Here is a 22,534-nt window from a genome sequence, read left to right on the forward strand (position 1 = left end):
CATTCATAGCAAGAAAGATCATGGTAGCGCAACACAATCTTAGACCCAGCCAACCTCAGTCAAATCCCAGCAACGGTTATAAGGAAACTGATAACGGGCATACCGTTGATGTACCAGCAAAACAGGAAATTACCTCCGCTCTAGAAGAATTGCGAACTGAACTGGATCAAGCTGATTGGGTGGAAACAGGGCCATTGCGAGAGAGAATCCGCAAGTTAAAAGAACTGCTAAGTGTGTTGCCATATCAAGACGGAGGAGATGGATTAGAGGTAGAGCAAGTACAGGCGATCGCTAGCAAAATCCGCCAATTTTCCGATCTAGATACCTTGCTGGCCACTGCTGTCATAGAGGTACAAAGCGCCCTGCAAGCCGATCGCGTGGTGCTGTATGAGTTTACGAATCCAACGCTGGGGATAGTTGTTGCGGAGGCGATGAGGGATGGCTTTACCCCAATGCTGAAGGAAAAACTGCCCGCCGTCACTTTTGGGTTAGGTTCTGCCAAGCTTTATCAACAAGAAAAATTAGTTGCGATCGCGGATACCTACACTGCTAGCTTGTCTCCTTACCAAAAGCAGTTAATGGAGCGGTTTCAGGTAAGAGCTTGTTTGAGTTTGCCGATCTTAGCAAAAGATGGGGTTTGGGGTTTGTTGGTAGTGCAGCAATGCACTGCTGCTCGCCAGTGGCAGAATGCTGAAATTCAGTTACTAAAATTAATCGAGCAGGAATTAGAAGCGCAACTGCAAGTTGCCACGATCCAGGCTACGTTGCAACAAGAAGTGGAAAAAGACCAAATCCTGGCCGGTGTAGCGAATAAAATTCTCCAGTCCAAAGATTTGGATACCATCTTTCGCGTTGCCACCCAAGAAGTAAGACAGTCACTAAAATGCGATCGCGTCGCAATTTATCGTTTCCAGCCAGATTGGAGTGGGGAATTTGTCGCTGAATCTGCTGGATCTGAGTGGGTTTCTCTATTAGAAGAACAGCGAAACAACCCAGCAATTGTCAATAACGTTAATTATTGCAGTGTGAGGAACCTTGCAGACGAAGGGGGATTGGTTGGGACAACAGGGCGATCGCACAGTGCAGATAGCTACATTCAGCACACCCAAGGCAAAAATTTCCATCGCGGACAGATTTATCGAGTCACTAATGATATCTACAGTGCTGGTTTTTCTGATTGCTATATCAAAATTTTAGAAACCTATCAAGCCAAAGCATACATTATTGTTGCCATCTTCCAGGGAGAAAAGTTGTGGGGCTTGCTCGCTGCTTATCAAAATTCTCAGCCTCGTCAGTGGAAAGATAGTGAAGTTCGCCTAATGGTGCAGGTTGCATCTCTATCTAGTATTGCTATTCAACAGGTGCAATATCAGCAACAACTTTATAATCGCTCTGAGGAGTCAGCCAAACTTGTTGAACGAGAACGTACTGTTTTCGGCATCATTGAAAAGATTGGGCAAGCAATGGATCTTCGCACCCTTTTCCGCACTGCAACCCAAGAGTTGCGGCGATTTTTAAAATGCGATCGCGTTGTCGTTTATCAATTTTATCCAGATTGGAGTGGAGAAATTATCGCTGAATCTGTGGCTGCTGGTTGGTCGTCACTGTTGGAGATGCAGGAACAAGACAGCATTTTAAAAACAGGTCTGATATCTTCAGAGCGTTGCAATATTAAGGATTATGCCTCCCCTGTTAAACCTGATGCCGATACCTATCTGAAGGAAACCCAGGGTGGAGCTTACACCAAAGGAACGCGCTTTCGTAAAGTCAACGATATTTATGCCGCTGGTTTTTCACCTTGTTATTTAGAAACATTAGAGAAGTTCCAAGCCAAAGCATACATTAATGTCCCCATCTTCCGCGCTGGTAATCTTTGGGGTTTGTTAGTAGCCTATCAGAATTCTGAGGTTCGGAAATGGACTGAGGAAGAGATCGGTGCTTTGTTGCAGATCGGCGAACCGTTGAGCATTGCCCTCCAGCAAGCTGAATATATCGAACAGCTACGGTTAAAAAATCTAGAAATGACCCAAGTAGCTGAAGTAGAAAACGCCATCGCCCGAATGACGGAGAGAATGCTTCATTCTCAACACCCAGAAACAATTTACCGCACTACCTTGGCAGAATTGCGGCAGTTGTTCAAATGCGATCGCCTCGCAATATATCGCTTCAACTCTGACTGGAGTGGTGGATTTATGGCTGAATCTGTAGGAAGTGACTGGGTGCCTCTGGTTGGCCCCGATATCAAGACCGTATGGGAAGACGAACACCTACAGCAAACCCAAGGCGGACGCTATCGCAATAATGAAACTTTTGTCGTCAATGATATCTATACTGTTGGTCATGCCCAGTGCCACATCGACCTGTTAGAGCAGTTCCAGGCTAAAGCCTACACCATCGCCCCAATTTTTGCTGGAAACAAACTTTGGGGTTTGCTAGGAGCTTACCAAAATAGCGGCCCGCGCCAGTGGAATTCCGAGGAGGTGCGATTGCTGACCAAATTGGGCATTCAGTTGGGTTTAAGCGTGCAGCAAGCCGAGTACATTGAAGAACTGAAAACGAAGAATGCAGAGTTAGCGCAGGCAGCAGAAGAGGAACAGGTGCTAACAGGGATGGTGGAAAAAATTCGCCAAGCTCAAGAGGCAGATACAATTTTCCTGAATGTGCTGCCAAGTTTACGCAAACAACTACAGTGCGATCGCCTAGCAGTATTTCGCTTTCATCCCGATTGGAGTGTAGAGTTTGTTGCCGAATCCGTAAGAGATCAATGGCTGTCTTTAGGGGGTTCCGACATCAAAACGATTTGGATGGACGATCACTTACAAGAAACTCAGGGCGGACGCTATCGCAATCATGAAACCTTTGTTGTCAATGATATCTCCACTGCTGGTCACGTTCAGTGCTACCTAGAGATATTAGAAAAAATCCAGGCTAAAGCTTACGCGATCGCTCCGATCTTTATTGGAAACAAACTCTGGGGCTTTTTAGGAGCATACCAAAATACTGGCCCTCGTGAGTGGAAATCTAAGGATGTGCAACTGTTGCGAAAAGTAGCTGTGCAAATGGGTATAGGCTTGCAACAGGTTAAGTATATCGAACAGCTCAAGAAGAAGAATGCAGAGTTAGCCAGAGCCGCAGAAGGGCAACGAGCATTGACACGGCTGTCAGAAAAAATTCGTCAAGTTCAAGAGCTAGATACGATTTTCCGCAATGCCCTACCAGAATTGCGATCGCATTTGGAATGCGATCGCCTAGCCGTGTATCGTTTCAATCCAGATTGGGGTGGGGAGTTTGTTGCCGAATCCGTAAGTCGTGAATGGGTGGCTTTGGTTGGTCCCGATATCAGGACTGTATGGGAAGACGAACACCTACAACAAACCCAAGGTGGACGCTATCGCAACAACGAGACCTTTGTGATTAATGATATTTACACTGCTGGTCATGCCCAGTGCCACTTGAAAATTCTAGAGCAATTCCAGATTAGAGCCTATATCATCACCCCGATTATTGCCGGAAACAAGCTCTGGGGTTTGTTAGGAGCTTACCAAAATAGCGGGCCGCGGCAATGGCAAGAGAATGAAGTCAACTTGGTAACGAAAATCGGCACGCAGTTTGGGGTTGCCGTCCAGCAATCGCAATACTTACAACAAACTCTAACCAAGAATGAGGAACTGATCAAACTGGCAGAACGGGAAGTAGCAAATGCCCGATTTTCTTATCGCCTGCCAAGTCGATTAACAGAGATGGCCCAAAGTCATGGTAATGTTCTGGAATTTATCCAGTTTGCCACCCACGAACTTCGGCAACTGCTGAAAGTAGATCGAGTTGGAGTTTATCGTTTTGAGCCTGATTGGTCTGGAGAATTTGTAGTTGAGTCTGTGACTGGGGATTGGCCAAAGCTTGTGGGAACTAGCCTTGCCAGAGTTAGAGATACCTATCTCCAGTACAACCAAGGAGGGCGTTATGCCCGCAAAGAAAGTTTGCGGGTTGACAATATATATACTGTCGGTCATGACGAATGTCACATCCAATTGTTAGAGATGTGGGGAACTAAAGCCTACATGATTTCTCCGATTTTTCAAGAGAATCGGCTCTGGGGGCTGATGGGAGTTTATCAAAATAGCGCACCGCGCCAGTGGGAGCAATCCGAGGAGGATGTTCTCAACCAAGCCAGCGTCCAGATTGGTCTTGCCCTCAATCTTGCAGATTACTTAACACAAGTGCGTATTCAAGAGCAGCAACTAGCAGAAGCAGCAGAGCGCGAACGCACCGCCCGCGAAAAACTTCAACAAGGAGCAATACGCGTTCTTATGGCTTTGGAACCATCCTTCAGAGGCGATCTTACCGTTCGAGCACCCCTATCTGAAGATGAAATTGGGACGATCGCCGATGGTTACAATACTACGATCCAAAGTTTACGGGATTTAGTGCGACAAGTGCAGATTGCTGCTGGCAAGGTGAGTGAAAATTCCAGCAATAACACTACCTCAGTAGTGAAACTATCTGACCAAGCTCAACAGCAGGCAGAACGGCTCGAACACGCTCTGGAACAATTACAAATAATGGTAACTTCCACCCAGATAGTTGCTGCTGATGCCCAAAAAGTCGGACAGGCGGTTCAAAGAGCTAATAACACCGTCCAAGCTGGTGATTCGCTGATGGAAAGAACCGTAGATGGCATTTTGGAGATTCGGGAAACCGTGTCGGAAACAGCGAAGAAAATTAAACGCCTCGGTGAAGCTTCTCAGAAAATCTCGAAAGTAGTGAGTCTGATTGAAAACTTTGCCACTCAAACTAATTTGCTAGCACTAAATGCTGCGATCGAGGCTACCCGCGCCGGAGAGTATGGCAAAGGCTTTGCGGTGGTTGCAGATGAAGTTCGTTCTCTAGCTTATCAGTCGGCTAGTGCCACCACAGAAATTGAGCGACTCGTGCAAGAAATTCAAGCTGGCACCAACGAAGTTACCGAAGCAATGGAAATAGGGATTAGCCAAGTTGTTCAAGGCTCGAACTTGATCGATGAGACTCGTCATTCCCTGAGTGCGATCGTAGTAGCTACCAACGAAATTGGTGGATTGGTGCAAGGAATTACCCAAGCAGTTTCCCATCAAAGTCAGCAATCTCAGATGTTGACAGAGGCAATGATGGATGTTTCGGCGATCGCTCGTAAGACTTCAGAAAGTGCCATCCACATTTCCGAGTCTTTTGAGGAACTACGGATGACTTCACAACAACTGGAAACCAGCGTTAGCCAGTTCAAAGTTGACTAAGTAAGTCGTGGTGAATATTTGTTCTCAGGATAAGGCAGAGGGGCAGAGGGGCAGAGGGGCGGAGGGGCAGGGGAGAAACAACTCTCCTCTGATCCCCTGCCTCCCCTGCTCCCCCTGCCTGCCTTAACAGATAAATCTCCTTGACACCAAGCGTATTATGAACCCCGATCCCAGTAATCAAGAGCAGGCTTTTCTTGCGGAAGCGGCAGAGTTATTGCAAACCATTGAGCAGAATCTAATCGGTTTACTTGATGAAAAAACAATAGAAAAAGTTCATGCCTTGATGCGAAGCGCCCATACTATCAAAGGGAGTGCTGCCAGTGTTGGGCAAGAAACTATTCAGACAATTGCCCATCATTTGGAAGATGTATTCCAAGCGTTATACGCTCCAGAACTGGAAATCGATCCAGAATTGGGTGCTTTGCTTCTAGATGCTTATGAATGCCTGCGAACTCCATTGAGTGCTGCCTTGATGGGCTTATCCTGCAATGAGGCAGAAATACTCGATCGCACTGCCTCAATCTTTGCCCAACTTCAACATAAACTAGGTGACTTTTTTGGTCGTGAGGCTCCGCTTCCCAGTTCGGAAGAACTTGGCTTTGATGTCGTAGAGTCAATCTTTTCCGGGAGTGTACTCCAGGATTTGCAACAGTTGGAAACTGACATTCAAAGCCAAGATCCGCAACAAATTCAAACAACACTCAACTCCCAAGCCGAATTTTTTGTCGAACTAGCAGCATCCTATGGCTTATCTGGATTGGAAGAAATTGCCCAAGCGACCCTAAACGCGCTCAAAGCGCATCCAGACAAAGTATTGCAAATCGCTCAGGCGGCTTTAGAAAATTTTAAAGCAGCTCAAGTAGCAGTACTTGCAGGCGATCGCACTCAAGGGGGAGAGATATCTCCACAATTGCGAGAATGGGCAATGCTAACTACTCCTGTCCCAGAACCGCAAAGGCAGCCAGTTGCGATCGCTGCCCAACCCACAGAAACGACTACAACTGAGAATCAGCCATCCCCCCTCCTCAGTGCCAGCGAAGCGGAATCAATTTGGTCGTTTTTCCCGAAGCGAACTGATAACTCCGTAGTGAAAGCACCGGAGGTACTAGCACCTATTTCTCAGGATTCGGTAGTAGTCCCCTCTGCCATAGAGCGGATTTTACAGTCAATCTGGATCGGAGATCCACAGACATCCTGCCGATACTCAGACTCAGATCGGCCAGCCTCTCCACCACCAGCGCCAAGCCTCCAGGCTCAATCATCGGCATCACTTCCCAGTATCAGAGTAGCGATAGAACAACTCGATCGCCTCAGCCATACAATTGGGGAATTGCTAATCAGCGAAAACCAACAAAACCTGCAATCTAACCACATCCACAAAGCAGCTCAAGACACCCTACTACAGTTTTTGTACTGTCAACAACAACTTAGTAAAGTTTTTACTTGGTCGGATCGACATCTGCTGCTTCCCGAACGCAAGCAGCGACATATACATGGATCTCCACGAGTTATCTCTGCTACCGAGGCACAATCCAATTTTGATGCCTTAGAAATGGATAACTATAGCGAGTTGCACATTCTCCTGCAAAATCTTACAGAAGACATGGTGCAATTAGGAGAACGGATTGAGGCTGTTAATGGCTTAGTTCAGCAATCTCGTTTCAGTCTCGGAAAGCGCAAGCAACTGCTTTCAGGAGCGCAGGAAGATTTGTTGCAAGCCAGAATGGTTCCACTGGGAACAGTGTTGAATCGATTACCCCGGCTGCTGCAACAGATGGTAGCAACTTATCATAAGCCTGTTGAACTCAAGCTTGGCGGTACGAAGGTACTGGTGGATAAAGCCATTTCTGAGCAGTTGTACGATCCCTTGCTGCACATGATTCGCAATGCCTTCGATCACGGCATTGAACCGGTAGAAACCCGTCGCCAGCAGGGTAAACCAGAAACCGGAACGATTACAATTAAAGCCTATCATCAAGGCAACCGCACTACTATTGAAGTACGGGATGATGGTCGAGGCTTAAACTGGGAAGCCATTCGTCAACGAGCTATAGAAAAACACCTGCTGACTTCCGAAGAAGCCGCCTACGCCTCAGAAGACCAACTGGCAGATTTATTATTTGAACCAGGCTTTTCTACCGCCAAGCAGGTTGGTGAGTTATCTGGTCGTGGTATCGGCTTAGATGTGGTTCGCACTCAATTGCAAGCTTTACAAGGTTCGATTGTGGTGCGATCGCTTTCAGGGCAGGGAACCACCTTCATCCTACAATTGCCTCTGAGCTTGACAACAGCACGCTTGCTCGTTTGTCAATCTCAAGGTATTACTTATGGCTTGCTGTCTGAAGGAATTAGCCAGGTTTTATTACCGCAGCCAGAGCAGATTCAAGTCCAGCAATCTTTACACGGGCAAGGCAGCCAAAAATTCTGGCAGTGGGGAGAAGGGCAAAGTCTGCAACTAGTTCCCATCCGCCCGCTTGCCAATTTGCTGGATTACAAATATCCTTTATTCACTCAAGACCACAATTTAAACCTAAGTCCTTTTCCAGTCAAACAACGGAACACCGTCGAACCTCTGCTGCTGTTGGAAACAGAGCATCAATACTTGTGCTTGCAAGTCGATCAGATTTTAGTCGAGCAGGAATTAGTAATTAAATCCCTCGGTAGAGTCCTGACTTTACCTAGTTACATCCAAGGCTACAGCGTGTTGGGAAATGGTAGTCTGACCCTAATCGTTGACCCGTTGGAGTTAGTTCGGCAGACTTGGGAGACAGATATGATGCCGACTTCCCCGACATCAAGTATTGCAACTAAACTATTGCCTGCGCCTGAGCCTGTTCTGACTCTAGAGGGGCAGCAATCCCAGCTAACGATAACGCAACCGCAACAACAGCCGATGGAAGTCAATACAGCCGTTGCTCAACCTAATCGGCTGACAGTGTTAGTAGTGGAAGATTCGGTTGTACAAAGGCAAAGTTTGGTGCAGACACTCCAGAAAGCCGATTATCAAGTGTTGCAAGCAGGCGATGGTCGAGAGGCGATCGCGCAAATGCTGCAACACGATGATGTCGATTTAGTGATTTGTGACATTGAAATGCCGCGTATGAATGGATTTGAGTTTTTAGAACACCGTCGCCAAGACGAGCGTTTGTCCGGCGTTCCTGTGGTGATGCTAACAACCCGTAGCGGACAGAAGCACCGCCAATTAGCTTTAGCTCTAGGGGCAAAAGCTTACATGACCAAACCCTATTCAGAACAGAACTTCCTCGCCGCGATCGCTGAACTGGTTAATACCTGAGATAAGGCAGGGAGCAGAGAGGCAGGGGGGCAGGGGGGCAGAGGGGCAGAGGAGTAGAGGGAGTAAATGGAGTAGAGGAGTAGATGGAGATGGAAAAAGAACCAATTAAAAATCATCAAGACTTGAAAGTTTATCAAATGGCATTTGATGCAACCATGAAAATCTTTGAACTCTCTAAAAAGTTTCCTGTCGAGGAGCGGTATTCATTAACTGATCAGATTCGTCGCTCATCACGTTCTGTTTGTGCAAATCTAGCTGAAGCTTGGAGAAAGCGTAGATATGAAGCAGCTTTTGTGGCTAAACTCAATGACTGTGAAGCAGAGGCAGCAGAAACACAAACATGGATTGAATTTGCTGTTAAGTGCAATTATTTGGATGTTGAATTAGGCAGAGAATTATATGGAATCTACAATCGGATCTTAGGTGGTTTGGTAAATATGATTAGTGACCCCTCACCTTGGCTAATGAAGCGTTAATTATTCTTTCTCCCCTGCTCCCCTGCCCCCCTGCTCCCCTGCCCCCCTGCCCCCCTGCCCCCTAACCACAGTTTTCAACACCGACCGACCTATGCTTAACACTCCCTTTCCGTTTAAGCGATTATCTGGCGCTGTGAGCGATCGCGACTCATTACGAGTCGTTGTTTTTGCGATCACAGACTATTTATTTGCCCTGCCAGTTGGTGCAGTTCTCAAGGTGATGGCTTGTCCCCCGATTAGCAGTACGGTTGAAAGTGGTATCGGGATGGTTGATTTGGGAGCGCAAACCATCACAATTGTCGACTTGCGCCAAAAGTTCATTTCGCAAGTACAAGACCAACAGCCGCATCAAGTTTCCTCTGCGGTTGACACTTCAGGGCGCTTCTTACTTCTAACTCAAACCCGGACTGGGGAAATTTGTGGCATTCCTGTGGACAAGCCCCCTGCCTTAATCGATATTCCTTTAGATACAGTGCGTCCGGTGCCGTGGTCTTATCGGCAAGTGGCGGAGTTAAGCTGTGTGAGCCACATGGCTGTTTTGCCTGTAGCACCAAACGAAGAACCACTCAAAGTACTTCTTCTAGGCATGAGCCAGATATTGGCTGATAAGTTGGGGCTACCCGGAACAACCCCAACCTTATCTCCTGGGCTGACATCAGGCGAACAACGGCAAAGATTTCTGCGTTTTTCCTTGGGCGATGGAGGAAGTGGATTGCTACCATTCCACTCATTACAGGACATTATTGATCTCGCTAACCAAGAAATTTCCCCAGCCCCAGCCTTACCAAGTTGGATTTTAGGTTTCTATAATTGGCAAGGACAGATGCTACGAGTGGTTGACTTGGAACATTTGCTTGGTTATGCGCCGCTTTTGAAGCGGCAGTCACGACCAGAAAAGCCAATGGTTCTGGTTATCGAGCTGCAAAATCAGGTAATCGGGTTTTTGGTGGCTCATGTCTACGATGTAGAGTGGCAGGATTTACAGCAAGCACAATCGGCACCAACCGACTTTTCCCCAAACAAACTGCTAAATTTTGTTCGAGGTATTCTGCCAGGCGATCGCTGGATTTTAGACACCAGAGCGATCGCCCAGACATTGCAATGGCAAACCCACTGATAAGAGGCAGGGGGCAGGGGCGGAGGGGCAGAGGGGCAGAGGGGAAAGAACTTGTACAATAACTCTCCCCTGCTCCCCTGCTCCCCTGCCCCCCTGCTCCCCTGCTCCCCTGCTCCCCTGCTTTTTTCACGCTGCCAAGGAGTTTTCTGTGATGATCGCAACTTTAGACCCTAATTCTGAAACCCAGCCTGTTGAAAATGAAATCCAGATAGAAGAAATTTTGGCTAATGTGGCTCTAATCAAAGCAGTCTTTCAATCTGCTAAGGGGCCAAAGGTCGCTCAATTGCAGCAGAAGGTGAGTCAAATCGAAGCTTTTATCCAAGCTTTGGCTAAGGATTCGCCCATTGACAACGATCAAAATGTTCGAGGGGCTTTTCAACTCCAGCGAGAACAACTTGCGGACATCGATCGGCAAATGCAGCAGACAAAGGGTCAAGCTGAACTTTTGGAGGTTACAGTCACCGCCCTGCGAGATGTTCTCAACGCCGATCGCGTTTTGATTTATCGTTTTGAGGAAGATAATCGTAGTCGAGCGATCGCTGAAGCTATACAAGCAGGTTGGACATCCTTGCTCAACCAATCCTTACCGATAAATTTGTTTGTTACTAAACCCAATGTTGGCGACGGACAAAACTCACTCAACAACCTCACTGAAGTATTAGAATTAACTCCCCGCCAACAGCAATTTTGGCAACGCTTTCAGGTGCAAGCTAGCCTCTGCTTGCCCTTGATTGTCAAACAACAGCCTTGGGGGTTTTTAGTTATTCATCATTGCCTTCAACCCCGACAATGGCAGGAAGCAGAGCGCAGTTTGCTACAACAAGTAGGAATGATGTTGACAATTAACTTGCGTTGGGCTGAAATAGTAGCTCCACCTGCTCAACAGCAAAAGGCTGAATCCGGCGATCGCTCTGAATTACTAGTGCCATTTCAGCAGGTGAGCCAGGCTGTACAAGCAGGAGCAAGAATCGCCGAGCTTGCCGGTGAGCATTTAATGTCTATTCAAGATACTGTTGCTATTACTAATAAACAGCTGGAATATCTTGATGAATTTTGCCAGCAAGCTTCTGGCTTTGTTCGCCTTGTGGAAGGCTTGAGTACCAAAATTCAGGTTTTGTCCTTGAATACAGCCATCGAAGCCACAAAAGCTAGCGATCGCGAAAGAGGTTTGTTAGTTGCTGCCGAACAGGTGGAAATTCTCGCCCGTCAAGCCCGCGACAGCACCTTAAATATAGAAGAATGGTTCCAGGAACTCCAGGTGGCAGCAGCAGACGTTGCTTCTGCCATCGAACCGTGCGATCGCCAAATTAGTGCGGGGTTGGAGTCAATCGCGCAAATCCAGGAGCAATTCAAAGCGATCGCCGACATCGCTGCTTGTAGCCTCCAAACAATATCGAAGCCATAAAATTGTCACAAACCCCATAGAAACTGAGAGTTGTTTTCATGAGTACCGATTTTGTCCCCCAACCGCAGAACGACGATCGCTTTCTAGAAGAAGCGATCGATTTGTTACTGTTCTTGGAGCAGGAGTTGCCTAACTATACAAAAGACAGTAACCCTGGTACAGCTTTGGCTCTTATGGAAGCTGCTAGCTCTCTGCATTCGATTGCCATAGCAGCTGAGTTAGATGCCATTGCCATAGTTGCGGCTGCACTAGAAGAGATTTTTCAGCTTCTACATCAGTATCGGGCAACTGTCAACGCCTCAATCGCCTCCCTGTTGTCAGAAGGATTAGATTGTCTACAGATGCTATTGATGGCATTTTTAACAGCCTCGCAAATTGACGAAGTAGAAATTCTAGAGCGGATGTCTGCCATTGTTGCTCATCTACAAGCAGAGTTTGGCGATTCCCAGGAAACAAACCTTGAGACATCGATAGAGCAACCGCACGAATCTGAAAAAGCAGGGGAGCAGGGAGTAGGGAGCAGGGGAGCAGGGGAGCAGGGGAGCAGGGGAGATTTTTTTCCCCTCTGCTCCCCCGCCCCTCTGCTCCCCCGCCCCTCTGCTCCTCCGCCCCTCTGCTCCTCCACCCCCCTGCCCCCTGCCTCTTGTGAAACTACCCCCCAGTCTGGCAGCCTTGTTCGCGTAGATACCGAGCAGTTTCCCATCAATGTAGGGGAACTAGCAAACCCGGAGGAGTATGGAGAAGAAGATTTTCATGCTTGGTTGGGGGATTTTTCCCTGCCTACTGAAGCATCCCTAGTTAAATCTGTTCGCGATCGCCATCCCCTCTCTTTGCAAGAATCCATTTCTACCATTGTTGCAACAAGTATTCCAACCGCCACACCCATCAATATTAAGCATCTCGAACAATTAAACACGCTAGTTGCAACATTATTAACTACATATAATCAGCAAGCCTGTCAAGAAGAACAACAACATACGATCGGGCGGTTGCTCCGACAAGTTAAACGATTACAACATCTGCTGGATAATCTACAGGAATGGTCAGGACGTTTAGCAGCAATTTCAGATACCCTTTCTCCTCTAGCTGCTTCTCGCTCTCAGCAATTATACAGTACTCTGCAATCTGTTTTGGCTGAAGCGTCTCAGGTGGCATCAACTGTTGATTCGCTGAATAACAATCATCATCAACTCAAACAAGAACTGATACAGCAGGAAAAGTTACTTAACCATTCTGCCAATTTAGTCAAAAAAGTTACAACTATTCCTTTAAAAGTAGCCTTAGAACCGTTGCATCGGCTTTGGTCTCAGTTACAAGCTCTACAAGATAAGTCTGCTAAACTACATTTACAAATTAGCGATATCCAAGTCGATCGGGCATTTAGCGATCGCCTCCATACTCTCCTGTTACATATAAGTTGCTATTTACTAGAGCAAAGTATTGAGTCTGGTCAAACACGCCAACAGCTAGGTAAAAATAGCAACGGTATTATTGAAATTCAGGTTTATCAGCAGGGAAATCAACTGATTATTGATGGCTGTGATGATGGCGCAGGAATTAACTTATCTCAAATTTATCAACAAGCTTCAGCCCAAGGAATCGACTTGACAAAACCAGGGGATATCTTACAAGAACTGGTACTTGAACCAGAGGTTTCATCTGTTTTATGCGATCGCGCTGCCTTAGAGTTAGGAGTAGAATTAACTGAAGTTTGCAAGCAATTAACAGCTATTCAGGGAAGAATAGTATTGAAGTCTAAAGCTGGACATGGTACAGCCTTCTCGCTCCAAATTCCCCTCGATCAAAAAATTGCTCAACTTATCGTCTGTCAAGCTAACTCTAGAGTCTATGCATTTATTGCCGATTCTGTAGAACAGATTTGTCTATCCCAGTCCGAACAAATCATCCAAACTCAAGCGGGACGTATGTTATTTTTGCAGTCTTCTGGCACCAGTGGCTTCCTTGGTTATGCTCATGAGGATCTAACAACAGAAATGCTCGTCCCTATCCACTTATTGACTGATGTGCTGACTTGTCTTAACCAGCTTCCTACCTCAGTTACTACTTACAGCACAAATACACTAAATGCTTTCAAGCAAGATAAGCCTTTATTAGTATTTAGTTACTTAGACAAACGATGTGCTTTAGAAGTAGATTGCATCATTGGCAAGCAATCCGCTGCAATCCATCCTCTGGGGGAAGCAATCCGAGTTGCTGCTTATATCCAAGGAACTAGCATTCTTGCCAATGGGCAACTTAGCCTGGTTTTGGATGGTCATCTTCTCACAAAATCTCTAACTTGAATCAATACCTGTGCTTTTACCCCTAGATGCATTCGGGAAGTAGCTGCGCCTTTTTCCTGTTGTCGATGGTAATAACACAAATGTAATTTTGTTTACTACCTTTTTTCTTATTCTCGCGGATATGAGTTGATGCACACCTTGGACATTGCATAGCGATCGCTCTAATTCATACTTCAACTATGCAACGCCAAATCCTTGACTCGACCATTCTACACCCCGCCCCAACGGGCTTGGTCGTCACCCCATCCAGTCGACCCAATTGGGAGCAGATGCCACCAGATGCCCAAATTTCTCCGATTCATAGTAAATTTTGTTAGTTGCTTTTTTTCTTTCTCAATTTTGGCTCAAAAATAGGAGATGCGGTTGAGGGTGTGAGATATTTATCGTACCAAGCTAAATAACGTTCTAGGACATCACGTTGATAACTCGGCTTGCTGATTCCGTGGGACTGTCCAGGATAAACTACTAACTGGGTATCAATTCCCAGACTTTTGAGTGCTTGATACATCTGTTCAGAGTTATGTAGTGGTACAGAAAAATCCCTATCACCTCCCATAAATAATGTTGGTGTAACAATGCGGTCAGCGTGAAGGAATGGGAAAGAAATTCGTAGCCAGACATCGAGGTTTTTCCACGGTACGCCAAGCTCTTGTTCATAGTCATCAATATACTCATCAGTACCATAGGTCGCTAGAATATTTGATTCACCAGCCCCACTGACTGCGGCTTGAAAGCGGTTATCTTGAGCAATAGTATAGTTGGTCAACATTCCCCCGTAACTCCACCCACCAATTCCTAAGCGCGATGGCGAAGCAATTCCGGTAGCGATCGCATGATCAGCACCGGCAATAATATCTTGAGCATCTTTGTTTCCCCAGTCTGCATAAATCGCTTTGGAAAAAGCTTCACCTCTACCTGAACTTCCACGTGGGTTAACACCGACAACGACATAACCTTTAGCCGCAAACAGTTGCCAATTAAACTTAAACTGATTTGTGAACTGACCGACAGGCCCGCCGTGCAACATTAGCAGTGTTGGGTATTTCTTCCCTGGCTGATAGTGAGATGGCTTAACAAGAAAGCCATGAATTTCTGTACCATCTTTACTCAAAAAGCTGATTTCATCTGTAGTTGCTAAATTTAACTGCGCTAGTAACTGATCGTTTTGGTGTGATATTAAACGCAAATTTTTACCATTAAAGGCAAAGACTGCATTTGGTTGTTGTGGTGTTGAGGAAAGTAAAGCGATTTTGCCATCGCGTCCTAAATCAAATTTACTAATCTCTTGTCTTCCTGCTAAGAATCGCTCAATTTTGCCACCAGTTACAGGTATTTTTGCTAGGTGAACATTGCCATCATCTTCGATTAAAAACAGTATTGATTTACCATCTGTGGTAAAGCGCGGTTTGGCAACATTGCGATCGAGGTTGGCAGTTAGTAGAAGGGGAGTACCTCCCTCGGCGGGGATAATGGCGAGATGATGAACTGCGTACTCAATAAGTTTGGGTGAACCTCCCTGCAAATAAGCAATTGACTTCCCATCTGGACTCCAAACCGGACGGCTATCCCAATCAGGAGCGGAGTCAGGCCCAATAAAGGTAGTTAGCTGACGGGCTTTGGCTCCCGATTGGGCGGCGATTGCATACAGATCCCAATTATTATTGTGATCGCTCTCTTGACCACGTTTGCTCACAAAAGCAATATTTTTGCCATCAGGTGACCAAGCAGGTAAAGACTCATTAAATGAACCTGGAGTGAGAATATCTGTTTTGCGAGTTGCTAAGTCCAATACATAAAGATGTTCACGACTTTTATCGATAAAACCGACACCATCTTCTTGGAAGTGAAACAGATCGATAACAATCGGTGGTGGGGTTTTACCATTAAAGGGAGTTTCTGGGGCTGGTGAGGAGGCAATTACGGCTAGTCGTCTACTGTCACCAGACCAGACAAAATCGCTAACATCACCAGCAAAGTCAGATATTTTCTCAGCTTCACCGCCTGCTAAGTTGAGCAACCAAATTTGCTGTTTTCCAGATTCACGGCTGGAGCGAAAAGCTAGATATTTACCATCTGGGCTAAACTGAGGATTGTATTCACTATCGTTACCGTTAGTTAACTGTAATGTTTGGGAGCCATCCCAAGAAGTCATGTAAATATGGTTATCTCGTGTATCATTTTTTAAATCGGTATTAGTTACTGTGTAAGCAATCCAGTCTCCAGAGGGAGAAAGTTGGGGATCGCTAATTTGGCGAAAGGCGAATTGATCGTCGAGTGTTAGCAGGCGTTTTTCTTGGGCTTTAACCTGAATATTGATAGCGCTTATCGTTACTAAAACACTGCAAGCCAAAGCGATTTTTGTGAGCTTTTTTATCATACTTTTGGGAGGGAGTGATACGGAAGTGGTGGCAAGGTTAAAATCTTTATCAATTCTGCATTTTAACCATGAATGAAGTACCAAATCGCCCCAATATGATTAAAAAACGAATTACACAGATTGTAAGGGCATAAGAGCGATTCTAAAAATTTTGAAAGTAATTCTGGATAAAAGTTAGTTCTTTTTGCTTGAGAGTGACTTTAGTTGCACCGTGAAAATGTGGGATGGCGAGTACGCCGTTGGGTTGCAATAGCTGAAGTCTTGGGATCACTGCCTGTTGCAAAAATGTTCTTGTAATAAGGGCAAGCACTACTTGTTGCAATTAAAATTCGTCTTCTGCTAATAGTAATAACGCCTCATAGCTTTAATAAGAATGTACGTATAGTAGCAATCGTTGCATTTTTGAATTCCGTATTGATCAAACATAATATACTGTGAACTTCTCTTTGTTTTTCAGCAAGTCCTAATTATTAATTATGTATACAAGTTACGGAATGTTTATTTTGCCAAATTATTGGGGAATATTAAAGTTATAAACTTCTTCTAAAGATTTTAACTTGACGCTATGACGACACTGGCAGCAATCCCCGATTCAAATCTATTGCCCTATATCCCAGGTTATGCCATTGTTGAGCAGCTCTATGCAGGTTCTCAGACAATAGTTTATCGAGCAGTGCAGGAGTCAAGTCAGCGTCCAGTGGTGATTAAACTATTACAGCAAGACTACCCTACTTTTAGCGAATTATTACAGTTTCGTAACCAGTATACAATCACCAAAAATCTTAACATTCCTGGCATAATCCATCCATTAAGCCTAGAAGCATACGGTAACAGCTATGCCCTAGTGATGGAAGACTTTGGCGGCATTTCCCTACGGGATTATACCCAAAACTATTCCCTATCTTTACAGGAAATTTTAGAAATAGCCCGACAAATTGCTGATATTCTCCATGATATCTGCCAGCATCGAGTTATCCACAAAGATATCAAACCCGCCAACATTCTGATTCATCCAGAATCGCACCAAGTCAAGCTGATTGACTTCAGCATTGCCTCTCTCCTCCCGCGCGAAAACCAGGAAATCCAAAATCCCAATGTTCTGGAAGGAACCCTTGCCTATCTTTCTCCAGAGCAAACCGGACGAATGAATCGTGGTATTGATTACCGCAGTGACTTCTATGCTTTAGGTGTGACATTATACGAACTTTTGACCGGACAATTACCGTTTGAGTCCCACGAGCCAATGGAGTTAGTACACTGTCATTTAGCCAAGCTTCCACTTGCTCTACACAGTATTAATCCAGAAATTCCCGCGATCGCCTCAGAGATAGTATTGAAGTTGATGGCGAAAAATGCCGAAGATCGGTATCAGAGCGCCTTGGGTTTGAAGCATGATTTAGAATGCTGTATCAATCAATGGAAAGCAACGGGGAGAATAGAAACCTTTGTCTTGGGACAACGGGATGTGTGCGATCGCTTCACAATTCCCGAAAAACTTTATGGGCGAGAAACAGAAGTTGCAACCTTGCTCAAAGCTTTTGAGCGTGTCGCTAATGGCAGTTCAGAAATGATGCTAGTAGCAGGATTTTCCGGGATTGGTAAAACTGCGGCGATCAATGAAGTCCATAAACCGATTGTCAGACAACGCGGTTACTTCATCAAAGGCAAGTACGACCAGTTGGAGCGTAATATCCCCTTCAGTGCCTTTATGCAAGCCTTTCGTGATTTGATGGGACAATTGCTAAGTGAGAGTAATGTCCAATTGGCGGCGTGGAAAGCGAAAATTTTGGCGGCGGTGGGTGAAAACGGACAAGCGATCGTTGATGTGATTCCTGAACTAGAGCGAATTATCGGTCGACAGCCCCCAGTCCCGGAACTATCTGGTAGTGCTGTCCAAAATCGTTTCAATTTGCTCTTTCAGAAATTTATCCAGGTTTTTACCACCCCTGAGCATCCTCTAGTAATATTTCTAGATGACTTGCAATGGGCAGATTCGGCTTCTCTGAACTTGCTGCAATTATTGACGAGTGAAACCAGTTCTGGATATTTACTTATTCTCGGTGCCTATCGAGATAATGAAGTTTTTCCGACTCATCCCTTGATACTGACGCTGGAACAGATTCAGCAAGCCCAAGCTATCGTCAATACGATTACCCTAGAACCCTTGTTAGAAATAACGGTGAATCATTTGGTGGCAGACACCTTAAGTTGTCCCAAGGAAGTGGCTCAACCCTTAACACAATTGGTATATCAGAAAACCCAAGGGAATCCCTTTTTTACAACGCAGTTTCTCAAAGCACTGCACGAGGAGGGTTGGATTCAGTTCCAGCCAGAATTGGGTTACTGGCAATGTGACTTGGCTTCGGTGCGGCAGTTAGCATTGACCGATGGAGTGGTAGAGTTCATGGCCTTGCAGTTGCAGAAACTTCCGGTGGATACACAGGAGCTTTTGAAACTGGCGGCTTGTATTGGCAACCAATTTGATTTGAAGACCTTGGCAAGGGTCTCTGAAACATCACTTGTTGATATGGCATCCAACCTATGGACGGCGTTACAAGAAGGGCTGATTCTCCCCATTAGTGAAACCTACAAGTTCTTCCAATCAAATAACTCAGACAACATCTATCGCGATGGTGAGATTGTCGTTCCTTATAAATTCTTGCACGATCGCGTCCAACAAGCTGCTTACAGTCTGATTCCAGAAGATCAAAAACAGTCTACCCACTTCAAAATCGGGCAACAACTGTGGGCAAATACGCCGGAAACAGAGCGAGAAGGGAAAATTTTTGAAATTGTCAATCAATTAAATTACGGTCTGAGATTAACATCTCAAAAAACTTCTCCCGGATTGTTGAATGCACAAAATGGTGACGAAATCTCTAGGCTGCAAGAATTGGATCTAGTTCAACGGAATGAACTGGCTCAAATGAATCTGCAAGCAGGACAAAAAGCCAAGGCTGCAACCGCCTATGAAACGGCAAGTAAATACTTCACAGCAGGACTGGCAGTGCTTCCAGAAAACGGTTGGGAAGATCATTACGACCTGACCCTTGCCCTTTATACAGAAGCGGCTGAAATTGAGTACCTAACTGCCCATTTCGAGCAGGCAGAACAGCTTTCAGAAATTGTTCTTCAGCACGCCCAGGATTTGCTGCAAAAGGTGAAGATGTATGAAATCAAAATCTATTTCTACATTGCTCAAAATCAAATGTTGGCAGCGATCGATATCTGTCTACAAGTGCTGGAGTTTTTGGGTGAACCCCTGTTTAAAGAACCCCCACAGGAGTTAGCGATCGAGGATTTAATGAACCTGCCAGAGATGCTCGATCCGCATAAATTGGCAGCCATGCGAATTGCGATCGCAATGCTTACTCCCAGCCTGAACGCTAAACCAGATATGTTACCACTGATTGCTTACACACTAGTGAACCTATCGATTCAATTTGGCAACTCGGCATTTTCGGCATTTGGCTACACCTTTTATGGTCTGGTTTTATGTGGTAGCCCAACCGGAATTGAAAGAGGCTATCGGTTTGGACAATTAGGATTAAAATTGCTGGAGCTATTCAACGACAGGAAATTGCATGCAAAAGTGATTAACATTTTTGATGTGTTTGTGCGCCACTGGCGGGAACCCGTTCGCAAAACGATCGCTCCCCTACGTGAAGCTATTCAGATTGGATTAGAAGCGGGTGATGTCGAGTATGCCTGCTACAACGCCACTTCTTACTGCAACTATCTTTTCTTCGTCGGCGAACCACTGGAGCAGGTGAATCAGCAACAGCAAAAATACATCGATCTGTTGTTGAAATTCAAACAAGAGTATCAAATTTATTTCGGGCAGATTTGTCGTCAGCTCGTGTTGAATTTGATGGGAGCAGCAGAAGATCCTCTAATACTCGTTGGAGAGAGTTTCGATGAGGGGAAAATGCTGTCGATTTTAATTGAAACTCAAAACGGAACTCTTCTGTTCCTACTCCATCTGGCAAAGACGATTCTTCTGTTCATCTTTCAGGACTATCAGCAGGCACTTATCCATGCTAAAGAAGCCGAAAAATACCAGGGAAACATGGTTGGCTTCTTGCAGTTTGCAGAACATAATTTCTACTACTCTCTTACTCTTCTGGCTACCTGTTCAAATGGCAATGAAGCAGAGCAACAATGGGCACTAGAAAAAGTTGCAGAAAACCAGAAATTGATGAGTCAGTGGGCATTCCATGCTCCCGCTAATTATCAACACAAATACGATTTAGTTGAAGCAGAGCGGGCAAAATTTTTGGGTCATTTAGACGCAATGACCTACTATGAAAAAGCCATTCAGGGGGCAAAAGAAAACAGTTATATCCAAGAAGAAGCACTCAGCAATGAGCTAGCTGCCAAATTCTACCTAGCTTGGGGCAAAGAGAAGCTGGCCGCAGAATATATCCAAGAAGCCTACTACTGCTACGCCCATTGGGGTGCAAAGGCGAAAGTCGCCCATTTAGAACAACAATATCCGCAACTGCTAACAGCCATTCTCCAACCGACTAATCTTGCGATCGCATCTGGGCTAACCATCACCTCAACTTTGATGAGAAGTGTAACTAAAAGCTCTAGCAAGCAAAATTTATACTTAGATTTGCAAGCGGTGATGAAAGCCGCACAAGCCATCTCTCAAGAAATTGAATTAGAGAAACTGTTGGCAACCTTAATGGAGATTACGATCGCCAATGCTGGCGCACAAATCGGTCATTTAGTTCTTCACCAAGAGGAACAATGGTTAGTTGTAGCTCAAGGCGATCAACAACTGGTAAAAACCTTAGAAATTCCCCTGGAGCAATACCCAGAAATTCCCCAAAGTTTGATTTATACAGTAGCCAGAACTCAAGAGACGGCTGTGTTTGAAGACTTGAGTGATTCAGTGCAATTTGCCAGCGATCGCTACATTATCACTCACCAACCCAAATCTGTTTTATGCACTCCCATTAGTCGCCAAGGAAAACTCAGCGGTATTTTGTACCTAGAGAACAACTTAACTTTAGGCGCTTTTACCAGCGATCGCATCGAGATTCTCCAACTCCTAACTAGTCAAGCCGCTATCTCTGTGGAAAATGCCCGTCTGTATCAACAAACCGAAAACTATTCTTGCACCCTAGAAGCAGAAGTAGAACACAAAACCCAAGCTCTCAACCAAAAAGCCCAAGATTTAGAGCAGACCTTGAAAAAATTGCAACAAACTCAAGGACAATTAATTCATAGCGAAAAAATGTCATCCCTCGGTCAATTGGTAGCTGGTATTGCTCACGAGATTAACAATCCAGTTAATTTTATTAAGGGTAATCTGACCCATACAGAAAATTATGTCGCAGACATGATGAGTTTGCTGATGCTTTATGAGCAGGAATATCCCCAACCTAGTCGAGCTATTCAAGATAAACGGGAAGAAATTGATCTCGATTTTCTGTTTGAAGATGCCAATCAAACCTTAGAATCTATGAAGGTTGGTAGTCATCGCATCAGCCAAATTGTCCAGAGTTTACGCAACTTTGTTCGCTTAGATGAAGCCGAAATCAAAGCTGTAGATTTACACAGTGGTCTTGAAAGTACGCTGTTAATTTTGCAACATCGTTTACAAGCTTCTGAAAATCAACCCGAAGTGCGCATCATCAAGGAGTATGGCAATTTACCTCTGGTGACTTGCTATCCTAGTCAGTTGAATCAAGTCTTCCTGAATATTATTAACAATGCCATTGATGCGATTCGAGATAATGCCCAAAACAGCGAACATCCAGAAATTCGGATTTGTACTGGAGTGATAGATCGTGAATGGTTACGAATTGCGATCGCTAATACAGATAGTACAATTCCTATAAGCCTGCAAGAGCGGATTTTTGAACCGTTTTTTACCACAAAGCCCGTTGGCCGTGGTCAAGGTTTGGGGTTATTTGTTAGCTACTCTATTATCCAACAACATCGCGGTACTTTAACTGTGCGTTCTCAGCCAACTGAAGGAACTGAATTTGAGATTGTTCTCCCTATCTATTGAACAATTACCCCTCTTCTGTTACTCTCAGCAAACTTTTGCTATTTCTGAATTCTAGAGCTTTTGTATAGCAGGCGATGTCTACGACGGGCTACGCCTGCGCGCGATTCTTTGCAAATAACTTCATGTTAATTAAACTAGTAAATTTACTGAAGGCAGTTCTTGTCTTTCCTTCATAAATTTAATAGTTGATTCTTCTTGGGGGGTAAAAAATCTTCGCCTTTACCTTTCTTATTAAATTAGGCTAGCAAAAAAGTGATGGAGAATTCTTT

Annotated in this window: 8 protein-coding genes; 7 read left to right on the forward strand and 1 reads right to left on the reverse strand. The window is 45.1% G+C overall.

Annotation, left to right across the window (positions count from 1 at the left end):
- Positions 1-20: 20 nt before the first annotated feature.
- The 6 genes from V7L31_RS16975 to V7L31_RS17000 all read left to right on the forward strand — a co-directional run bounded on the left by V7L31_RS16975 (position 21) and on the right by V7L31_RS17000 (position 13,863).
- Complete coding sequence (locus tag V7L31_RS16975; protein WP_334697322.1) at positions 21-5,267, forward strand: GAF domain-containing protein; 5,247 nt, start codon at positions 21-23, stop codon at positions 5,265-5,267.
- 157 nt (positions 5,268-5,424) lie between these two features.
- The gene (locus V7L31_RS16980) at positions 5,425-8,562 is read left to right on the forward strand and encodes a hybrid sensor histidine kinase/response regulator (RefSeq protein ID WP_334697323.1); all 3,138 of its coding nucleotides are present in this window, start codon (positions 5,425-5,427) and stop codon (positions 8,560-8,562) included.
- 89 nt (positions 8,563-8,651) lie between these two features.
- A complete protein-coding gene (locus tag V7L31_RS16985) occupies positions 8,652-9,038 on the forward strand; it encodes a four helix bundle protein (protein ID WP_334697324.1) in 387 nt (128 codons plus the stop codon).
- 91 nt (positions 9,039-9,129) lie between these two features.
- Positions 9,130-10,155: a chemotaxis protein CheW gene (locus V7L31_RS16990; RefSeq protein WP_334697325.1), complete on the forward strand. Its 1,026-nt coding sequence runs from the start codon at positions 9,130-9,132 to the stop codon at positions 10,153-10,155.
- Positions 10,156-10,306: 151 nt separating this feature from the next.
- Positions 10,307-11,560, forward strand: coding sequence for a GAF domain-containing protein (locus tag V7L31_RS16995; protein WP_334697326.1), 1,254 nt, complete (start codon positions 10,307-10,309; stop codon positions 11,558-11,560).
- Between the two features lie 38 nt (positions 11,561-11,598).
- Complete coding sequence (locus tag V7L31_RS17000; protein ID WP_334697327.1) at positions 11,599-13,863, forward strand: chemotaxis protein CheA; 2,265 nt, start codon at positions 11,599-11,601, stop codon at positions 13,861-13,863.
- A gap of 313 nt (positions 13,864-14,176) precedes the next feature.
- Here the strand turns inward: V7L31_RS17000 and V7L31_RS17005 are convergent, their stop codons facing one another.
- A complete protein-coding gene (locus V7L31_RS17005; RefSeq protein ID WP_334697328.1) occupies positions 14,177-16,240 on the reverse strand; it encodes a S9 family peptidase in 2,064 nt (687 codons plus the stop codon).
- Positions 16,241-16,805: 565 nt separating this feature from the next.
- Here V7L31_RS17005 and V7L31_RS17010 point away from each other — a divergent pair.
- Positions 16,806-22,265, forward strand: coding sequence for a trifunctional serine/threonine-protein kinase/ATP-binding protein/sensor histidine kinase (locus V7L31_RS17010; RefSeq protein ID WP_334697329.1), 5,460 nt, complete (start codon positions 16,806-16,808; stop codon positions 22,263-22,265).
- The last annotated feature ends 269 nt before the right edge of the window (positions 22,266-22,534 follow it).

The organism is Nostoc sp., assembly GCF_036916655.1.
In the GTDB taxonomy this organism is placed as follows: Bacteria; Cyanobacteriota; Cyanobacteriia; order Cyanobacteriales; family Nostocaceae; genus Nostoc.

Excerpts from the sequence above, each read along its gene's own strand:
- V7L31_RS16985 (WP_334697324.1), top strand. The coding sequence starts at position 8,652 with ATGGAAAAAGAACCAATTAAAAATCATCAAGACTTGAAAGTTTATCAA.
- V7L31_RS17005 (WP_334697328.1), bottom strand. The coding sequence starts at position 16,240 with ATGATAAAAAAGCTCACAAAAATCGCTTTGGCTTGCAGTGTTTTAGTA.
- V7L31_RS16995 (WP_334697326.1), top strand. The coding sequence starts at position 10,307 with ATGATCGCAACTTTAGACCCTAATTCTGAAACCCAGCCTGTTGAAAAT.
- V7L31_RS16975 (WP_334697322.1), top strand. The coding sequence starts at position 21 with ATGGTAGCGCAACACAATCTTAGACCCAGCCAACCTCAGTCAAATCCC.
- V7L31_RS17010 (WP_334697329.1), top strand. The coding sequence starts at position 16,806 with ATGACGACACTGGCAGCAATCCCCGATTCAAATCTATTGCCCTATATC.
- V7L31_RS17000 (WP_334697327.1), top strand. The coding sequence starts at position 11,599 with ATGAGTACCGATTTTGTCCCCCAACCGCAGAACGACGATCGCTTTCTA.
- V7L31_RS16980 (WP_334697323.1), top strand. The coding sequence starts at position 5,425 with ATGAACCCCGATCCCAGTAATCAAGAGCAGGCTTTTCTTGCGGAAGCG.
- V7L31_RS16990 (WP_334697325.1), top strand. The coding sequence starts at position 9,130 with ATGCTTAACACTCCCTTTCCGTTTAAGCGATTATCTGGCGCTGTGAGC.